14 protein-coding genes and 1 pseudogene are annotated in these 16882 nt (G+C 60.3%); 9 read left to right on the top strand and 6 right to left on the bottom strand.

Features of this window, described 5'->3' with window-relative positions:
• Positions 1-3: 3 nt before the first annotated feature.
• Positions 4-939: a DUF2182 domain-containing protein gene (locus AC0VX3_RS14830; RefSeq protein ID WP_475521155.1), complete on the bottom strand. Its 936-nt coding sequence runs from the start codon at positions 937-939 to the stop codon at positions 4-6.
• 208 nt (positions 940-1147) lie between these two features.
• On the opposite strand from AC0VX3_RS14830, the gene AC0VX3_RS14835 reads away from it, so the two are divergent.
• Positions 1148-2350 carry a UbiH/UbiF family hydroxylase gene (locus tag AC0VX3_RS14835; RefSeq protein ID WP_475521156.1) on the top strand — a complete coding sequence of 401 codons (1203 nt, stop codon included), beginning with the start codon at positions 1148-1150 and terminating at the stop codon, positions 2348-2350.
• Positions 2351-2389: 39 nt separating this feature from the next.
• On the opposite strand, the gene AC0VX3_RS14840 is transcribed toward AC0VX3_RS14835, so the two are convergent.
• Both AC0VX3_RS14840 and AC0VX3_RS14845 read right to left on the bottom strand, forming a co-directional pair.
• Positions 2390-2791, bottom strand: coding sequence for a DUF1801 domain-containing protein (locus tag AC0VX3_RS14840; RefSeq protein WP_475521157.1), 402 nt, complete (start codon positions 2789-2791; stop codon positions 2390-2392).
• Between the two features lie 53 nt (positions 2792-2844).
• The gene (locus AC0VX3_RS14845) at positions 2845-3798 is read right to left on the bottom strand and encodes an AEC family transporter (RefSeq protein ID WP_348147336.1); all 954 of its coding nucleotides are present in this window, start codon (positions 3796-3798) and stop codon (positions 2845-2847) included.
• Positions 3799-4012: 214 nt separating this feature from the next.
• Between AC0VX3_RS14845 and AC0VX3_RS14850 the strand changes: the two genes are divergently transcribed.
• The 3 genes from AC0VX3_RS14850 (at position 4013) to hspQ (ending at position 6660) form a co-directional block, all read left to right on the top strand.
• The gene (locus AC0VX3_RS14850; protein ID WP_475521158.1) at positions 4013-4978 is read left to right on the top strand and encodes a lysophospholipid acyltransferase family protein; all 966 of its coding nucleotides are present in this window, start codon (positions 4013-4015) and stop codon (positions 4976-4978) included.
• Positions 4979-5201: 223 nt separating this feature from the next.
• Positions 5202-6242, top strand: coding sequence for an HpcH/HpaI aldolase/citrate lyase family protein (locus AC0VX3_RS14855; RefSeq protein WP_475521159.1), 1041 nt, complete (start codon positions 5202-5204; stop codon positions 6240-6242).
• A 94-nt stretch (positions 6243-6336) separates the two neighbouring features.
• A complete protein-coding gene (gene hspQ / locus AC0VX3_RS14860) occupies positions 6337-6660 on the top strand; it encodes a heat shock protein HspQ (RefSeq protein WP_342895206.1) in 324 nt (107 codons plus the stop codon).
• A gap of 77 nt (positions 6661-6737) precedes the next feature.
• Here hspQ and AC0VX3_RS14865 read toward each other — a convergent pair whose 3' ends face one another.
• Positions 6738-7433, bottom strand: coding sequence for an invasion associated locus B family protein (locus tag AC0VX3_RS14865; protein WP_475521160.1), 696 nt, complete (start codon positions 7431-7433; stop codon positions 6738-6740).
• A gap of 182 nt (positions 7434-7615) precedes the next feature.
• On the opposite strand from AC0VX3_RS14865, the gene AC0VX3_RS14870 reads away from it, so the two are divergent.
• From AC0VX3_RS14870 to AC0VX3_RS14885, 4 genes are all read left to right on the top strand, one after another.
• Positions 7616-9487 (top strand): extracellular solute-binding protein, encoded by a 1872-nt coding sequence (locus AC0VX3_RS14870; RefSeq protein WP_475521161.1) that lies wholly within the window; start codon positions 7616-7618, stop codon positions 9485-9487.
• 24 nt (positions 9488-9511) lie between these two features.
• Positions 9512-11143, top strand: coding sequence for an AMP-binding protein (locus AC0VX3_RS14875; RefSeq protein WP_475521162.1), 1632 nt, complete (start codon positions 9512-9514; stop codon positions 11141-11143).
• Positions 11144-11156: 13 nt separating this feature from the next.
• Positions 11157-12338, top strand: coding sequence for a PleD family two-component system response regulator (locus tag AC0VX3_RS14880; protein WP_348147351.1), 1182 nt, complete (start codon positions 11157-11159; stop codon positions 12336-12338).
• A gap of 134 nt (positions 12339-12472) precedes the next feature.
• Positions 12473-13147, top strand: a complete 675-nt coding sequence (locus AC0VX3_RS14885; protein ID WP_475521163.1) for a DsbA family oxidoreductase — start codon at positions 12473-12475, stop codon at positions 13145-13147.
• Positions 13148-13217: 70 nt separating this feature from the next.
• Here AC0VX3_RS14885 and eno read toward each other — a convergent pair whose 3' ends face one another.
• The gene (gene eno / locus AC0VX3_RS14890; RefSeq protein WP_348147355.1) at positions 13218-14492 is read right to left on the bottom strand and encodes a phosphopyruvate hydratase; all 1275 of its coding nucleotides are present in this window, start codon (positions 14490-14492) and stop codon (positions 13218-13220) included.
• 141 nt (positions 14493-14633) lie between these two features.
• Positions 14634-15479 carry a 3-deoxy-8-phosphooctulonate synthase gene (gene kdsA, locus AC0VX3_RS14895; RefSeq protein ID WP_348147358.1) on the bottom strand — a complete coding sequence of 282 codons (846 nt, stop codon included), beginning with the start codon at positions 15477-15479 and terminating at the stop codon, positions 14634-14636.
• A 395-nt stretch (positions 15480-15874) separates the two neighbouring features.
• Between kdsA and galU the strand changes: the two are divergent.
• A pseudogene (galU, locus tag AC0VX3_RS14900) lies at positions 15875-16769 on the top strand (UTP--glucose-1-phosphate uridylyltransferase GalU).
• The last annotated feature ends 113 nt before the right edge of the window (positions 16770-16882 follow it).

Consider the following 16882-nt stretch of genomic DNA (forward strand, 5'->3'; position numbering starts at 1 on the left):
AAATTAGGCGAACAGGTGTCCCGTGAACATCAATGTGGCGAGTGTTCCCCCCCAAAGCAGCAGACCGGCACCGATGACGGCTGGAAAGGCGCGGCTCGGAAAGGTTTTTTCCAGCGCCATGATGCCCCCCAGCAATGCGATCCAGAGGATGTTCATCAGTCCGACCGCGAACATGACGGTCATGACGGCCCAGCAGCAGCCGAGACAGGCCCGTCCCTGGGCGAGGCCTTCCCGGTAGGCGGCGCCGGTTCGCGGATGATCCGGACCGGTGGGGAATGCCCATCTGGGATACCAGCATCGCGCCAGACAGGCCCGTTTTGCCGGTGTGAACTGATAAAGCCCTGCCGCGATCAGAACCGATGTGGTCAGGGAAAGGCTGGCCGGGGCCATCATGTCGGTGAGCGCCCCTGCCCTCGACAGGCCCCATTGCGCGCCGGTCGCGACAACCGCGTAGCCCAGCCAGACCGTCAGGTATCCGGCCGTCGCCAGAAAAACGGCAACACCGGCCGTCGCCGTTGAACCGCCTTTTTCGGCGACATGGCCATAATAGGCTCTCAGCATGGGAATCGCTGTCGGCAGCATCATGGCAAGGGCCATCATGGCCCACATCAGGAAGATTCTCGCAAGATCGGCGAGGGTCAGATCCGCGCCGGGCATCCCGAAGGTCGCTCCCGCAGGCAGACAGAGCACGGCAAGGGCCGCCCGCGCATCCGCCGGCAGACCGGCAAACAGGTTGAAGGTATTGAAGATACCCATGCCCGGTCCGGTTTCGCTCATGTCCATCACCGGAACCATGTCGGCGATCATGGCGACAAGGTAAGCCCATCCGGCCAGACTGAAAATGCCGACGCATAAAAGAACCAGAGGCCAGGCAAGACGGCCATTGGGGGTCTTTTTTCGGGTATCGCGACGGCCCGGGGTGTCGATGAGAGATGCCATGTGTAAAAGCCTGCTGGCTCCTGGAGGTGGGCGTTCCACAAAAGTTTAGCCCGGAACTTCAGGGCCGCCATTGATTTTTCTCACGGCCGAACACCTGACGTGCCTGCCCCTGAACGCGCGACATCAGGCCTGCGCTTATTGGTCCTGTTGAATATTGGATCAAAAGAGGCACATTTGGGGAAACTGCCGAACCAGATGGACGTGTCCCATGGCCAAGAAGAAACTGCCTGATCTTTTCGACATTGCCATTGTCGGTGGCGGCCCCTCGGGCCGGATCGCGGCGCTGGCGCTTGCCCGGGAAGGATTTTCCTGCGTCCTGTTCGCGCCGGAAGCACCGCGCGCCGACGGACGCACGACGGCGCTTTGGCGCCAGTCGATCGAATTGTTGCGGCAGCTTGGGGTCTGGGCGGATATCGAGACCCGTGCGGCACCCTTGAAGAAGATGCGCATGATCGATGCGACGGGACGTCTGGTCCGGGCGCCGGAAGTCACGTTCGATTGTTCCGAACTGGACATGGAAGAGTTTGGTTTCAATATCTTGAACTCCGATCTTAATCTGGAACTTGAAAAAAGATGCGGATCGGAGCCGAATCTGACCGTCGTTGCGGAGAGTGTCCAGTCCGTCGAGTACGGAGAGGACCGGGTCCGTCTGTCCACGGCAACGGACAAGGTGGTTTCGGCACGTCTTGCGGTCGCGGCCGATGGCCGCCAATCGCTGCTTCGCGAAAGCGCCGCAATCGATGTGAAGCGCTGGTCCTATCCGCAGGTAGCTGTCGTGCTCAACCTTGAACACAGGCTGCCCCACCAGGATGTCTCCACCGAATTCCACACGGCAACCGGGCCATTTACACTTGTACCGCTGCCCGGCCGCAAGTCCGCGCTTGTTTGCGTTGAGACCGCCGAGGGCGCGGCACGCCTACTCGCGCTCGCGCCCGAAGCACTGGAACTGGAGCTGGAACACCGTGCGCATTCCCTGCTCGGTGCGTTCAAGCTGGCCTCGGAGCCGCAGAGTTTTCCGCTTTCTGGAATGACTGCCGGGAAACTGGTCGGCCAGCGGCTGGTCCTTGTCGGCGAGACCGCACATGTGTTTCCTCCGATCGGTGCCCAGGGGCTCAATCTTTCCCTGCGCGATATCCTGGATCTCAGGACCGTATTGACGTCTGCGAGGGCAAAGGACGCCGACCCGGGCGCGGCAACGGTTCTGTCCGCCTACGAGAACAGGCGGCTCGGGGATGTGCGGACCCGAACGAATGCGGTAGATCTCCTGAACAGGTCGCTTTTGACGGCCTTCCTGCCAGTGCAGGCGGCCCGCAGCACGGGCCTTTACCTGGCAGGAAAGATCGGACCGTTCCGCAGGATGCTCATGCGCGAAGGCATGACGCCCGGGAGTGCCTTCCGTCCAGTACGTTGACAAGCCCGGTGCATTGACAAAGCCCGGTGCGCTGCCAGGTCAGGTGCGCTTCCGGTGATAGGTCAGCGCCATGGATATCATCTGGCGCAGCGACTCTTCCGGCAGGGGCGTGTTCACCTTGAAATGGACGGACCGGTCGCCGCCGTAGGTCAGCTGTGGAAACAGCCCGCGCCATTCGGATACCAGGGAAGAGCGGCAATTGACGTAAAGCGCCACGTCGCCGGCGTCGCTCCTGTCGCGGTCGATGCGGATCGTGGTGCCGGTTTTCGGCCGCACGGTCAGATAACTGGCCTGTCCCCACTTGAGAGTTTCCTGCAGTTCGCCGATCCGCTCGTTTCCCTGGGCGGTTTCGACGATCAGGGTGCGCAACCGTGACAACGCGGTTCGGACATCCGGGGGATAGCTGTCCAGGAGTTCCAGTACTTCCGGGGTGTCCTTCATGGCCTTTCCTCTGGTCTTCTCGTGAGCGTGCGGGCCGGGTTCAGAACCGGATGTCATCCCAGCGGCAGAAAGCCGCTCGTCAGGGCCCAGATGAATCCCGTGACCGTGACAATGGAAACCGCGGTCCCGATCAGCACGAAACTCGACGCGCGCTGAACATAGGTGCCGTATTGCTGGGCGATGACAAAGACATTCGTTGCCGGCGGCAGGCACGACATCAGCACGGCCGTGGCGATCCAGTTCGGATCGAATCCGCCGAGCCAGGTCAGCAGCAGGAAGACGAGGACCGGATGCAGGACCAGCTTGACGGACAGGACCAGCGGCAGCTCCATGGGAATGCGCCCCATGGGACGCAGCGCGATGTTCACGCCCATGGCGAACAGGGCACAGGGCGCGGCCGCGTTGCTCAGGTAATGCAGCATGGTGTTGACCGCTTCGGGCGGGCGAACCTCGAGGGCCGCCGCCAGCACGCCCGCGATCGTCGCGAGAATGAAGGGGTGCGTGAAGATCCGGAAGGCGATTTTCTTGAGTGTACCGAGAATACTTTCGTTCTCGGTCCCCGCGAGTGCCATCAACAAGGGGGCCAGGATGAACATCAGGGCATTGTCGAAGGCAAGGATCAGCGCCGTCGGGACGGTCGCCTGTTCGCCGAGAACGGCTAGGGTCAGGCCGGGACCCATGTAGCCGACATTGGAATAGGCGCCCGCGATCCCGAGGATCGTCGATTCGCCGATACTGCCGCGGGTCGCCACAACGCCGATGCAAAAGGATATCGCGAACACGATGTAGGTCGTGAAGGTCGTCGCGGCGACAAAGGAAACGTTTGCAAGCTGCTCGAAGGGCGTTTCGGACAGGAGCCTGAAAAACAGCGCAGGCAGCGCAAGGTAAACCACGAAGAAATTCATCCAGCTCAACCCGGCCTCGGGAAGGTTCTTGAGTTTGCCGGCGGCAAATCCGATAAGGATCAACCCGAAGAAGGGCAAGGCCAGTGTAATGACGTCCTGCATTCGACTTCCAGAATGTGAGCGTTTTGCTGTTGTGGCGGGTCATGGCGCTTGCATCTTGCGCCGGGCTTGGATAAGGACGCGGGACCTGTCGGTCGGAGCGGTGAACCGCATTCCAATCAGGTCTGCGGCCGTATCGCAAGGGCTCAAACGCACGCACCCGGTCGGAGTAGCTTCTTTCTGGGAAGCGCCATAGAACAGGAAACACTCGTTCCAGATGTCCCGGAAAAAACGACAGCGAAATCACCCCAGGCTGACCGCCGCGCAAAACTTTGCCGAAGGCATTGCGCTGAAATCCGCCATCTGGATCTTTCGGCTGATTCCGGTGGATCTGGCTTCCTATCTCATGGGTGCGGCCTGGCGCCTGCTGGCGCCCCTGAACGCCCGGCACGCGCGCGCCCTGGGGCATCTGGAAAAAGCCTTTCCGGAGATGCCCGAGCAGGAACGCGAGCGGATCGTGCGGGGAATGTGGGAGAACCTCGGCCGTGTCGCGGCGGAGACCTTTCATGTCGACCGGTTGCTGAAACAGGATTTTCGGTTCGAGGCGCAAGCGGACGACATCACGCAAGATGTGCTGAATGGCAAAAGAGCCTGCCTTTTTGTTTCCTTTCACAGCGCCAACTGGGAGCTGTGCGTTCAGCCGGCGGTGGCCAATGGCCTCGAGATTACCGGTGTCTACCAGGCCCTGCGCAATCCGGAGGCGGACAAGGCGCTGCGGGCGCTGCGCGAAAATCTCTACAAGGGCGGGCTGCTGTCCAAGAGCCATGAAACGGCGCGCAGGATCCTGAGCAGGCTCAAGAGCGGCGGCGTCGTTGCCATGATGGGAGACCTGCGGGAAACCCGCGGCATCCAGGTGCCTTTCTTCAACCAGATGGCCTACGCCAATCCCGTTCCGGCCGCCCTCGCCCGGTCCTGCAATGTGCCCATCGTGCTTGGGCGGGTGGTTCGCAAGAAGGGTGTGAATTTCCGGATCGAGGGCCGCGCGATCCAGGTGCCGGTGACCGGTGACCGTCAGTCCGATATCGAGGCGGCAACCGCCCGGATCCACGCGATTTTCGAGAGCTGGATCAGGGAGCACCCGGAGCAATGGATGTGGATCCACAAGAAGTGGGCCGCGCCGGGCAAGACATCGGCCGAAAAGCAGGCCAGGCGCGCCGCCGCGGAGAAAACGGTCAGCCCCTGACCCTGTTCACCTTTCGGCGAATGGCTGCAGCGCAGCATCGGCGCTATAGCTTGGTTCAGGACATATACATCTGTTTGAAATGGCCGCAAATCGGCGCCGTTTGAGCGATCCTGAAAGGGATAGCCGATCCGGGCGCCTCGCAAGCAGGTTCGTTGGCCATGCCAATTCAAGCAGTTGAATGGGGCCTGATCCTTTGTACGATGTTGGTGGAGGACCGCAGTTCATGAAAACGCCCGGTGCATTTTTCAAGCCGCTCGCGATCGGTGCCCCGGCCCCTTTCCGGGACCGTCCGGTTACCCTGGAACGCATGATCCATTTCGTGCCCCCGCACGTGGAAAAGATGCGCGCCAAGGTGCCTGACCTGATCCGGACCGTGGATGTCGTGCTCGGCAATCTCGAGGACGCAATTCCCGCCGACGCAAAAACCGATGCGCGCCGCGGGTTTATCAAGATGGCGCAGGACAATGATTTTGGCGCGACCGGTTTGTGGACCCGCGTCAACTGCCTCAACAGCCCCTGGTTCCTGGACGACCTGATGGAGATCGTCCCGGCTGTCGGCGACAAGCTTGATGTCGTCATGCTGCCGAAGGTCGAGGGGCCCTGGGATATCCATTACCTTGACCAGCTGCTTGCCCAGCTTGAAGCCAGATCCGGGCTTTCCAGACCGATCATGATCCATGCGATCCTGGAGACTGCCGAGGGCGTGAAGAATGTCGAGCAGATCGCTGCCGCGAGCCCGCGCATGCATGGCATGAGCCTGGGGCCGGCGGATCTTGCCGCCTCGCGCGGCATGAAGACCACGCGTGTGGGCGGGGGCCATCCGGACTACGCCGTGCTTTCCGATCCGGACGCAAACGGTGCGCGTACGGCTTTCCAGCAGGATCTCTGGCACTATACCGTTGGCAAGATGGTCGACGCCTGCCTCGCCTACAGCTTGAAACCTTTTTACGGTCCCTTTGGCGATTTCTCGGATACCGCGGCCTGCGAAAGCCAGTTCCGCAACGCGTTTCTGATGGGGTGCCTTGGTGCGTGGTCACTGCACCCGACCCAGATCGACATTGCCAAGAAGGTGTTTTCGCCCGATCCGGCCGAAGTCTCGTTCGCGCGCCGGATTCTGGAGGCGATGCCCGACGGCACCGGGGCCGTCATGATTGACGGCAAGATGCAGGACGATGCAACCTGGAAGCAGGCCAAGGTGATCGTCGATCTGGCGAAACTGGTTGCCTCCAAGGACACGGAACTTGCCGCAGTCTACGGTCTTTAGAAAATTGCAAGGCTCGACACTTAAGCTTACAAAGCTTGCAGGCAGGGCATCAAGACGGTATCCCGGCAATGCATGCTATAGCGGACGAAGAACCATGCGTACGGCGAAATTCAGAATTGGTCAGGTCGTCCGGCACCGGATCTACCCTTTCCGGGGTGTTATTTTCGATGTCGATCCGACCTTCAGCAACACGGAAGAATGGTGGGATGCCATCCCCGAGGACGTGCGGCCGACGCGCGACCAGCCTTTCTATCATCTTCTCGCCGAAAACGACGAGACCGAATATGTTGCCTATGTGAGCGAACAGAACCTCGAGGCGGACATGACCGGCGAACCGGTCCGTCATCCGCAGGTCGAGGAAATCTTCGAGGAACAGATGGATGGTTCCTACCTGCCGCGCAGTGTCGAGGTTCACTGACGCCTGGTTCTCATCTTAACGAAAAAGGCCGGATCCCTGGGATCCGGCCTTTTTGCTTTTCAGGACCGCGCGGGGTCTTACTGGCTCTGGTTTTGAGCGTCGATGAGCTTCTGGCGGGCTTCGTCGGCACGCTTCTGCAATTCGCTCTGAAGTTCTTCCTGACGCTTCTGCAGGTCAGCGAGGTTCATCGGCTCGCCATCATAGACCTTCGTGAAGCCGATCAGCGTCATCTTGAAGACGATTTCCTTGGCCTGCTGATTGTAAGGCGCAACGATCATTTCACCGCCCTGCTTCATGGTGTTGATGAACGAGTCATCAATTGCCAATTCCGCGTAACAGGCATTGGGAGCACAGATGCTGTATTTGGCCTGGATGGCCTTGCCGTCGTCGATCTGAATGCGCAGACCCGGCTGTAGCAGAACACCGGTGGGCACGGCAGCGAGCAGCTTCTTGCGTGCTTCGCCTTCGGTTTCCTGAATGGCGATGTTGCTCAGGAACTGTCCGGTATTGGTGCGCAGTTCTATCGAAATGAAGCAGACTTCCTTCTGGGTATCCGCGTTGGTGTTACACGCTTTCGTCCAAGGGCTCTTTTCTTCCTGGGCGATTGCGGGAGCACCAGCAAAAGAAGACAGGGCCACGAACGCACCCGTGGCACATCCGTACAATCTTCTTTTCAAAACACTCTTCATCGAAACGTCCTCAATCGTGCGTGTACGAAACTTTCGCGTTGTTCTGAGGCATTCCGGAACCAACCGCAAGGCCCGTTCGAACATTCGAACCGTGAAAAGCATGGTAAGACACCTAATTTGGGCAAGATGGTGGCCGATATGCAACGCAGGTGGAAGCAACGATTCAAACCTGAATATCTTGCTGATAGTGACTGGCCTCGGGCGCGTTCACGTTAACCTTGTGGTACTCTGCCGTGTGAGAATCAACGGAATCCCGGGCGGCAGTCATGCGTTTTTCTATTTTTACCGGCCTCCTCTCCCAGGTGAGCAAGGCATTTGGAAACCTTGCGATCGTCTCCGGCCTGATCGGAGCTGGCTGGGCGATGCCCGCGTGGGCCAACGACGAGGACGTGCCGTGGAGCCATGCCATCTCGATGCATGGCACGCCGGCTCTCGAGCCCGGCCAGCCTTTTCCCTATGTCAATCCGGACGCGCCCAAGGGAGGAGCTATCACGCTTGGTGTTCAAGGCACCTTCGACAGCCTCAATTCCTTTATCGTACAGGGCGGCTGGACGTCCGCGCGAGGCATGCGTGAACGGGAATTCGGCAACAACATCCTGGAAAGCCTGATGGTTCGCTCCTATGCGGAACCGTTTTCATTGTACGGATTGCTTGCTCAACGCGTGCGCATGCCCGACAGCCGGGAGTGGATCGAATTCGAACTCAATCCGGATGCAAGGTTCTCCGACGGCTCCCCGGTGACAGTGGATGATGTGATTTTCTCGCTCGAGGTGATCGAGGCCAAGGGCCGCCCGCCCTACCGCAACTGGTATGCCGCGATAGCGGAAAAGCAGGTCACGGCGCCAAACCGTCTGAAACTTGTTTTTGAAAATGGCGACAACCGGGAACTGCCGCTTCTGATTGCCCTGGCACCGGTCTTTGCCAAAGCCCACACCGATGCGGAAACCTTCGACAAGTCCACGCTGACCCCGCCGGTCGGATCAGGGCCCTATACGTTCAAGACCATCGAGCCAGGCCGTCTGGTGGTCTATGAAAAGAACCCGGACTACTGGGCCCGCGATCTGCCGGTCAAGGCGGGTTTCGACAATTTCGACGAGATCCGCGTCGAGTATTTCCGGGACGAAACAACCCTTCAGGAGGCCTTCAAGAAAGGTCTCGTGAACGCGCTCAAGTTCGGCGATCCGACCAGATGGGCAACCGGGTTCGATTTTCCCGCGGCCGAAAACGGCGATGTTGTCAAAAGGGCAATTCCGCTGGGAATTCCGGCGGCCATGCAGGGCATTGCCTTCAACACCCGCCGGGACCAGTTCTCCGACCCGAATGTGCGCAAGGCGCTGCGTATGCTGTTCGATTTCGAATGGGTGAACCGCAACCTGTTCCACGGCCTTTATACAAGGACCGCCGGATACTGGGACAATTCCGAGCTGTCTTCCATCGGCCGTCCGGCAAGCGCGCGCGAGAAGGAACTGCTCGCGCCCTTCCCGGATGCGGTTGACCCGATGGTCATGAACGGTACCTGGCGTCCGGCTGATGCGGACGGGTCCGGCCGGGATCGCAAGGTGCTCAAGGCGGCTCTCGATGTTTTCGCCAGCGCCGGCTACGTTTTGAAAGACCGCAAGCTGGTGAACGGGGACAGCGGCAAACCGTTGTCTTTTGAAATTCTCGCCAAGAACGAGGACGAGGAAAAACTGGCTCTGGCCTATGTCCGGACGCTGGAGCTCCTTGGAATCGAGGCAGGCGTTCGCAGCGTTGATCCTTCGCAATTCGAGGACCGGCGCACGAAGCGCGATTTCGATATGGTGTTCAACACCTGGTATGCGTCGCTGTCCCCTGGCGCGGAGCAGTATGGCCGCTGGTCCACCAAGGCCGCAGACGCGGCCGGATCCTTCAATTTCGTTGGAGCCAGGGAACCGGCCATCGACGCGCTTATCGATGAAATCGTTGCCGCCGGCAGCCGCGAAGACTTTGTCGATGCGGTCAGAGCCTTCGACCGCGTGCTGATATCCGGCGCCTACGCGGTGCCGCTCTATCATGTGAAGGACGACTGGGTGGCCTACTGGAACACGGTCGTGCCGCCTCGGCGGGATTCTCTCTACGGGCACGAATACGACACTTGGTGGTCTGCCGAGGCCCAATAATCGGACCAATGGACGAAAGACATTATGAAAGCGACCGAAGAAAAACTGTCTCGGGAATACCATGAAAGCGGAGCCTGGTCCGATGTGCCGCTGGACGAACTCTTCCGGAGCACCGCCGCGAAGCATCCCGACCGCACGGCCCTGGTCGATGCGCCGGACCGGGCGACCTGGACCGGCGGCACTCCGAGGAAATTGACCTATGCCGAGGCGGATCGGGAAATCGACCGGCTCGCGGCCTTCTACGCCACTGTGGGCCTGAGTTCCGATCACGTGATCGGCGTTCAGGCGCCCAACACCGTGGACACGGTGATTGCCTTGCTGGCGGCCTTGCGGGCCGACCTGGTCGTGTCGCCGCTGCCGCTGCACTGGCGGCAGAAAAACGTGCTGGAGGCGTTGAACTCCATAGGCGCCAAGGGGTTCATCGCGGCGGACCGTGTTGAAACCAGGGACGTGGGGTCAGCAGCGCGGGACGTTGCCGCCGATCTGTTTTCTCTGCGCTTCGTGTTCGGGCTCGGCAAGGATATTCCGGATGGTCTCATCGAACTGGGACCAATGCTGGCGGAAATGGGTGACGAACTGGTGTTCACGCCCGGTGAGCGGCCGGAGCCGGCCGACCACACGGCGACGATCTGCTGGAGCCGCAGCGGCGAGGAAAACGTTCCGGTCACACGCTGCCACAATCACTGGATCACGGCAGCGGGCATGATCGTCCACGAGGCCCATCTCAAGGAAGGCAGTTCGATTGTCCTGCCCTATTCCCTGAGCGGACTGACGGGCCTGGGGGGCGGGCTGGTTCCCTGGCTGTTGACGGGCAGCACTCTGCATCTGCATCACCCGACCTCGCTGGAAAACCTTGCAGCGCATGCGAACGAAGTCGATGCGGATGTGGTGATGACACCCGGACCGCTCGCGCAGACGCTTGACCGCAAGCTGACCAATTCGAAGACGACCTTGCTGGCCGCCTGGAACATCGCGGCCCCGCGTCCGGTCGCATTCGTCGCGCGCAGGCGGCTGGTCGACCTTCAAATTGCCGATGAATTCGCGCTCGTCGCCAAGGCGCGAGGTCCTTCGGCAAAAATGAAGGCGACTGCGCTGGGAAAGCATTGCGGGCCTAACGGGTGTGAGAGCGGGCCAGCCCTTCTGGAAATTGCAATCACCGAGGACGGTGACACGCAACAGCCCGTCCTTCTGGTGAAGGGGCCGGCGGTTCCTGACATCGGCTGGCGTACCATCAGCGGCGAAGATCGCCAGGTGCGCTGGGAAGAGACCGGATTTCTCAATACCAACATCAAGGTCGAACTGTCTGAAGGCGGTATCTCCGGATTCGGCATACCCGGTCTATATGCCCTGGGTACGGGCAACCTTGAAACCATTGACACCATCTATGCCGACTATCCCGGGATAAGGGAGGCGGCAGCCTTTGTGGTCGAGGATCCGGTGCTCGGCGCCCGGATGTACGCCGCTCTCGTTCCCGAATCTGGTCACGTGCCGGATGCAGGCGCTTTCTTTGCCTATCTGGATGCGGACGGAGTAGACCTTGCCAAGATCCCCCATCGTGTGCTGATTTTACAGTCATTGCCACGGAATTCGGATGGAACAGTCTGCAGAGAACGGCTGACCATGCGAACCCAGCGATTGCCTGCTGCCGTGGCGTAGGTGGGGACAGGGAATGGATGTAGAAACCTCGCTCTCCTGGCGTGGACCTTACTGGTATGCGGGCCGCAGGCCGAAACGCAGCAGTAACGGAGACGCGCCGGAAGATCTTGATGTGTCGTTGCTTAACATGTTCGAGCGGAACAGCAGGATCCCGATGGCCCTGCCCGCTGCCGTCGTTGTCGATGTCGCCTGCCTGGAAACCGGCATTCGAAACGATTTTTTCTCCTGGCTGCTTCCCCAGATCCGCACTCTGCCGTGTGATGTGCCGTTCTATCTGCTGACGGGCAGCGAGGACCTGCTGCCGTCCGGGGTGCAGCCTACGGCAATCGTTGACAGGATTGTGCCGGATGAAGTGTTGCTGATGCTGATCTGCATTCATCAACGCGCCCTGCTGCGCTCGGAGGAAGCCCAACTCCGCCGGCGCATCTTCGGACGCATTCCCGGTTTTGGAACCGCTCCGCATCAATCCGGCACCAGCAGCCTGATGGTCGTGGGTCTCAGCGGCCGCTTTCTAGAATGGCAGGACGCCAGCGACCAGAAAGTCGAAGTCGTCGGTGCCTTCGACGGCAATATGGCCGTCGAATACATGACCAAACGCGCGTTTGACGCCGTGGTGATCGATGCTCCCTTCGATGACGCGGTCGATTACATGCAGCAGATCCGCCGGGATTCCCGCTTCGCCGGCCTGCCTGTTCTTGCCGTGTGCAACCGCGAGGAGGATCTTGTCCAGTTGTTCCGCAATGGGGCGTCCGATGTCCTGGCTGGCGAAAACCGGAAAGAAACGCTCGTTCAGAGATTGAACTCGGCAATCCGGTTTGGAAAACGTCGCCGTCTCGCCGACAGGGTTCTGGCGGAAAGTCAGATGTGGCTGCGGCAGCAGGTAACCGTTGGGGGGCTCGGCGTGTCGGACTACACCACCTATCTGGAAGCCTGCAGCAACGCGCTGGCGGTGCGCGGCCTGGATCTCTGGGAAATGCGGCTTCAGCCGGAAAACTTCGGCATCGAGGCAACGTCCGCCGACAACCTTGAAGAAATTCACGCCACGCTGCTGTCGGTCGCCGACGCGACCAGCCGGGACGAGGATCTCGTGTGCCTGGTCCGGGAACTCGGACCGGTGGCGGTGTTGAAAAACGAGCAAGGCACCAGACGCCTGCAGAAACGGATCAACTCGATCTTGACGCACACAGTGCTTTAGGGCGTGTCTCCTGCTGCAAGTGCCCTATTTTCCCTTTTTTGCAACATTCGCCTTAACGCTGCCATGAAATCAGGCTTGGCATTTACTTCAGAGCGGTTAGCCTTGAGACACACACCAGCAATCCAGGAAGTCGAATGACCACATCAGCTCCCCTTACAGTCGATATCGTGTCAGATGTGATGTGTCCGTGGTGCTATATTGGCAAACGGCGATTGGAAGCTGCCTTGCGGGCCGTGCCGCAACTGGACGTGCTGGTCCGCTGGCATCCGTTTCAACTGGATTCCACCCTGCCCAAAACCGGCAAGGACCGGCAGCAGTATCTGAGCGACAAGTTCGGCGGCCTACAGAGCGCCAACGCGTTCTACAGCCAGATCGGTGCGGCGGGTCATGAAGAAGGTATCGACTTTGCCTTTGAAGACATCGCGCTGTCGCCGAACACGCTTGATTGCCACAGATTGATCCTGTGGGCCCGGGATGACGATCTTCAAGACGAGGTGGTCGAGCGCCTGTTCAAGGCCTATTTTCTCGATGGCGAGGACCTGACCCAGTCCGCAACACTGGTCCGCATTTCCCGGGAAGCCGGCATGCAATCCGATCTGGTCGAGCAGCTTCTCGAGACCGAGACCGATCTGGACAAGGTGGAAGCGCAGATTGCCAGCGCGCAGGAGTCCGGTATCACCGGCGTTCCCTGTTTCATCATCGATGGGCGGTTCGTCCTGGCGGGAGCGGAAAAGGCCGAGACGATCGCCGCCGCGCTTGTGCATGCGGAGGAAACCAAAACCAATCCGCAGGCAGCTGCCTCGAACTGAGTTCCGGGGTTATCCCGAAAAAAAAGCCCCGCAGGTTGTGCGGGGCTTTTTCGTTTTATCGGTTCGCCGTTCAGCCGCGCAGGATCGAACGGCCGGCATAGAAGGCCTGGGCCCCGAGTTCTTCCTCGATGCGGAGCAACTGGTTGTATTTGGCAAGCCGGTCGGACCGGGCCAGGGAGCCGGTCTTGATCTGCCCGCAGTTGGTGGCGACCGCGAGATCCGCGATTGTGGAATCCTCGGTTTCCCCGGAGCGGTGCGACATCACCGCCGTATAGGCTGCCTTGTGAGCGGTCTCGACGGCATCGAGTGTTTCCGACAGGGTTCCGATCTGGTTGACCTTGATCAGGATCGAGTTTGCAACACCCATGTCGATGCCCTTGCGGAGGCGCTCGGAGTTGGTAACGAAGAGATCGTCGCCGACCAGTTGGCACTTGTCACCGAACAGATCGGTTGAGGCTTTCCAGCCCTCCCAGTCGTCTTCGGCAAGTCCGTCCTCGATGGAGATGATCGGGTAACGGGCAGCAAGATCCTCCAGATAGGTCGCCATTTCCTGGGGCCCGAGAGACTTGCCCTCACCTTCAAGCTCGTATTTGCCGTTCTTGAAGAATTCCGTCGAGGCCGCATCCAGCGCGAGATACATGTCTTCGCCAGGCTTGTAGCCGGCGGTCTCGATGGCCTTCATGACGAAGCCGATGGCGGCATCGGTGGATTCAAGGTTGGGTGCGAAACCGCCTTCGTCGCCGACATTGGTGTTGTGACCGGCGGCGCTCAATGCCTTTTTCAAGGTGTGGAAGACTTCCGTGCCCATACGAACCGCTTCGCTGAACGTTTCGGCTCCGACCGGCATGATCATGAATTCCTGGAAGTCGATCGGATTGTCCGCATGGGCGCCGCCGTTGATGATGTTCATCATCGGGACCGGCAGTGTGCGGGCCGAGGTGCCGCCGACGTAGCGATAGAGCGGCAGCCCGGTCGCCTGGGCGGCTGCACGCGCGACAGCCAGAGAGACGCCCAGAATGGCGTTCGCGCCGAGGCGGGCCTTGTTGCTGGTGCCGTCGAGATCGATCATGGCCTGGTCGATCTGCAACTGGTCCTCGGCTTCCAGACCGCCTACGGTCTCGAAAATCTCGCCGTTCACGGCGTCGACCGCCTTCTGTACGCCCTTGCCCATGTATCTGTCGCCGCCGTCGCGCAGTTCCACGGCTTCATGGGCGCCCGTGGACGCCCCGGAGGGAACCGCTGCACGGCCAAAGGACCCGTCTTCCAGAAAAACGTCGACTTCGACAGTCGGGTTACCACGGCTGTCGAATATCTGGCGGCCGATGACATCAATGATGGCGGTCATGGGAAGAACTCCGTTGTGGCATGTAGCGTGACTGGCACGTGCCGGAACATATCCGGCATGTGGAGTGGCGGGCGAACCGGCCCGATTTGAGCCGTGGTCGCCCGTATGAAGGGAAGCCGCGCGGGCGCGGCCGTTGTCTGCCTATTCGGCCGCTGCGGGGGCCTTGACCACATTGTCGAGCGCCTGCAATTGCGCCAGCAACGCTTCCAGGTCCTTCAGCGGCACCATGTTGGGTCCGTCGGACGGAGCGTTGTCCGGATCCGGATGTGTTTCAATGAACAGGCCGGCGACACCGACGGCTACGGCCGCGCGGGCCAGAACCGGCACCATGGTCCGGTCACCGCCGGATGAGCCACCCTGCCCGCCCGGCTGCTGGGCGGAATGGGTTGCGTCGAAAACGACCGGCGCGCCGGTCTGGGCCATGATCGGCAGGGAGCGCATGTCGGTGACAAGCGTGTTGTAGCCGAAGCTCGCGCCGCGTTCTGTCAGGAGAACGTTCGGATTGCCGGATCCCGTTACCTTGCCGAGAACGTTCTTCATGTCCCAGGGCGCGAGAAACTGCCCCTTCTTCACGTTGACGACACGGCCGGTGTTCGCGGCCGCTATCAGAAGATCCGTCTGACGGCACAAGAAAGCAGGAATTTGCAGGATATCGACGACTTCCGCCACCGGAGCGCACTGGTCCGGGGCATGGACATCCGTCAGGACAGGCATGCCGAAGGTTTCCTTGATTTCAGCAAAGATAGGCAGGGCTTCCTTCATTCCGACGCCGCGCACGCCGCTCAGGGAGGTTCGGTTGGCCTTGTCGTAGGACGTCTTGAAGACAGTGGCGATGCCGAGTTTTGTCGTGATTTCCTTGATCGCGGCAGCGCATTCCAGCGCATGGGCCCTGCTTTCCAACTGGCAGGGACCGGCAATGAGGCTGAAGGCCGCATTGTTGCTGAACGTGACGTTGCCTGCCGATACGTTGCGATTTGCCTCAGTCATCATCCACCACTTGCTCAAAAGGAGTGCCGGGGCCTGGGCGTTCCCGTATCGGGTCGCCCTGTCCCGGCTTCAAATTGGGTGTTCCATAGCGTTCTTTTGGCCTGCCCGCAATATCGCTCTGATTTTCTGCATTCGGGGGTGCCCAAGCGTATGAATTTCGCGCCGCCGACCCTTTGCCGCAATGTCATCACGCTTCTTTCCTATTGAAAAATCGACGCGTTCGAACCACTTGCCGCAAGCGCAGGGGGCTTCGATCAAATTTGGAGCCAGTGCCGGGGCGGTGCTACCGGTGGTCCGCGAATCCGGTTATTTGCGCGTGAGTTTCCTGCCCGCGTTGTTTATGAGTGGGCGAAGATCACCGATCACGCTGACAAGCAGCAATGGAAGACCAACAGATGAACAAGCCCATACGCAAAGCAGTCCTGCCCGTTGCCGGCCTGGGCACACGGTTTTTGCCCGCGACCAAGGCGGTGCCCAAGGAAATGCTGACCATCGTCGACCGGCCGATCATCCAGTACGTCGTCGATGAGGCGCGTGCGGCCGGCATCGAACACATCGTGTTCGTGACGGGCCGTAACAAGCATGTGATCGAAGACCATTTCGACGTGGCCTACGAGCTTGAAGACACGCTGAAGGCGCGCAACAAGACCGCCGCCCTGGAGCTGCTTGAAAAACACCGGCCGCAGCCCGGCTCCACCAGTTTCACGCGTCAGCAGGCGCCGCTTGGCCTCGGTCACGCCATCTGGTGCGCCCGCGATATCATCGGCGATGAACCTTTTGCCATCCTGCTTCCGGAACGTCATCATCAAATCGCAGGTCAGTTGTCTGAAACAGATGGTGGATGTTTACGACAAGTCCGGCGGAAACATTGTCGCCGTTGAAGAAGTTCCCGATGATCAGACCCATCAGTACGGCATCGTCGAACTGTCCGGCGAGATCGCTCCCAATGCGCACAGGATCTCCAACATGGTGGAGAAACCGGCCCCGGGAACGGCACCCTCAAACCTCATGATCACGGGGCGCTACATTCTCCAGCCTGAAATCTTCGACCTGTTGTCCAGTCAGGGCCAGGGGGCCGGCGGTGAGATCCAACTGACGGACAGCATGCTTTCCCTGATGAAGCAGCAATCCTTCGCCTCGCTCAAATTCGAGGGCCGCAGCTACGATTGCGGCAACAAGGTCGGTTTCCTGAGTGCCAACATCGCCTTCGGCATGGACGACCCGAAGCTTGCCAGAGAACTGGTTCCCTTCCTGGAGGAAGTGATCCGTCAACCGCTGGCAGCCGAATAGATTTCATGGGTGCGCGGACGGGCTTTGATCCGATCCGCGCACCCTTCATGGAAATCCGGGAACCGCCGGATTGCGACCCTGCGGTTCCGTTCCTGCTCCCTGCCCTTGTCCCG

Source organism: Roseibium sp. QJM3NY_11 (genome assembly GCF_056173175.1).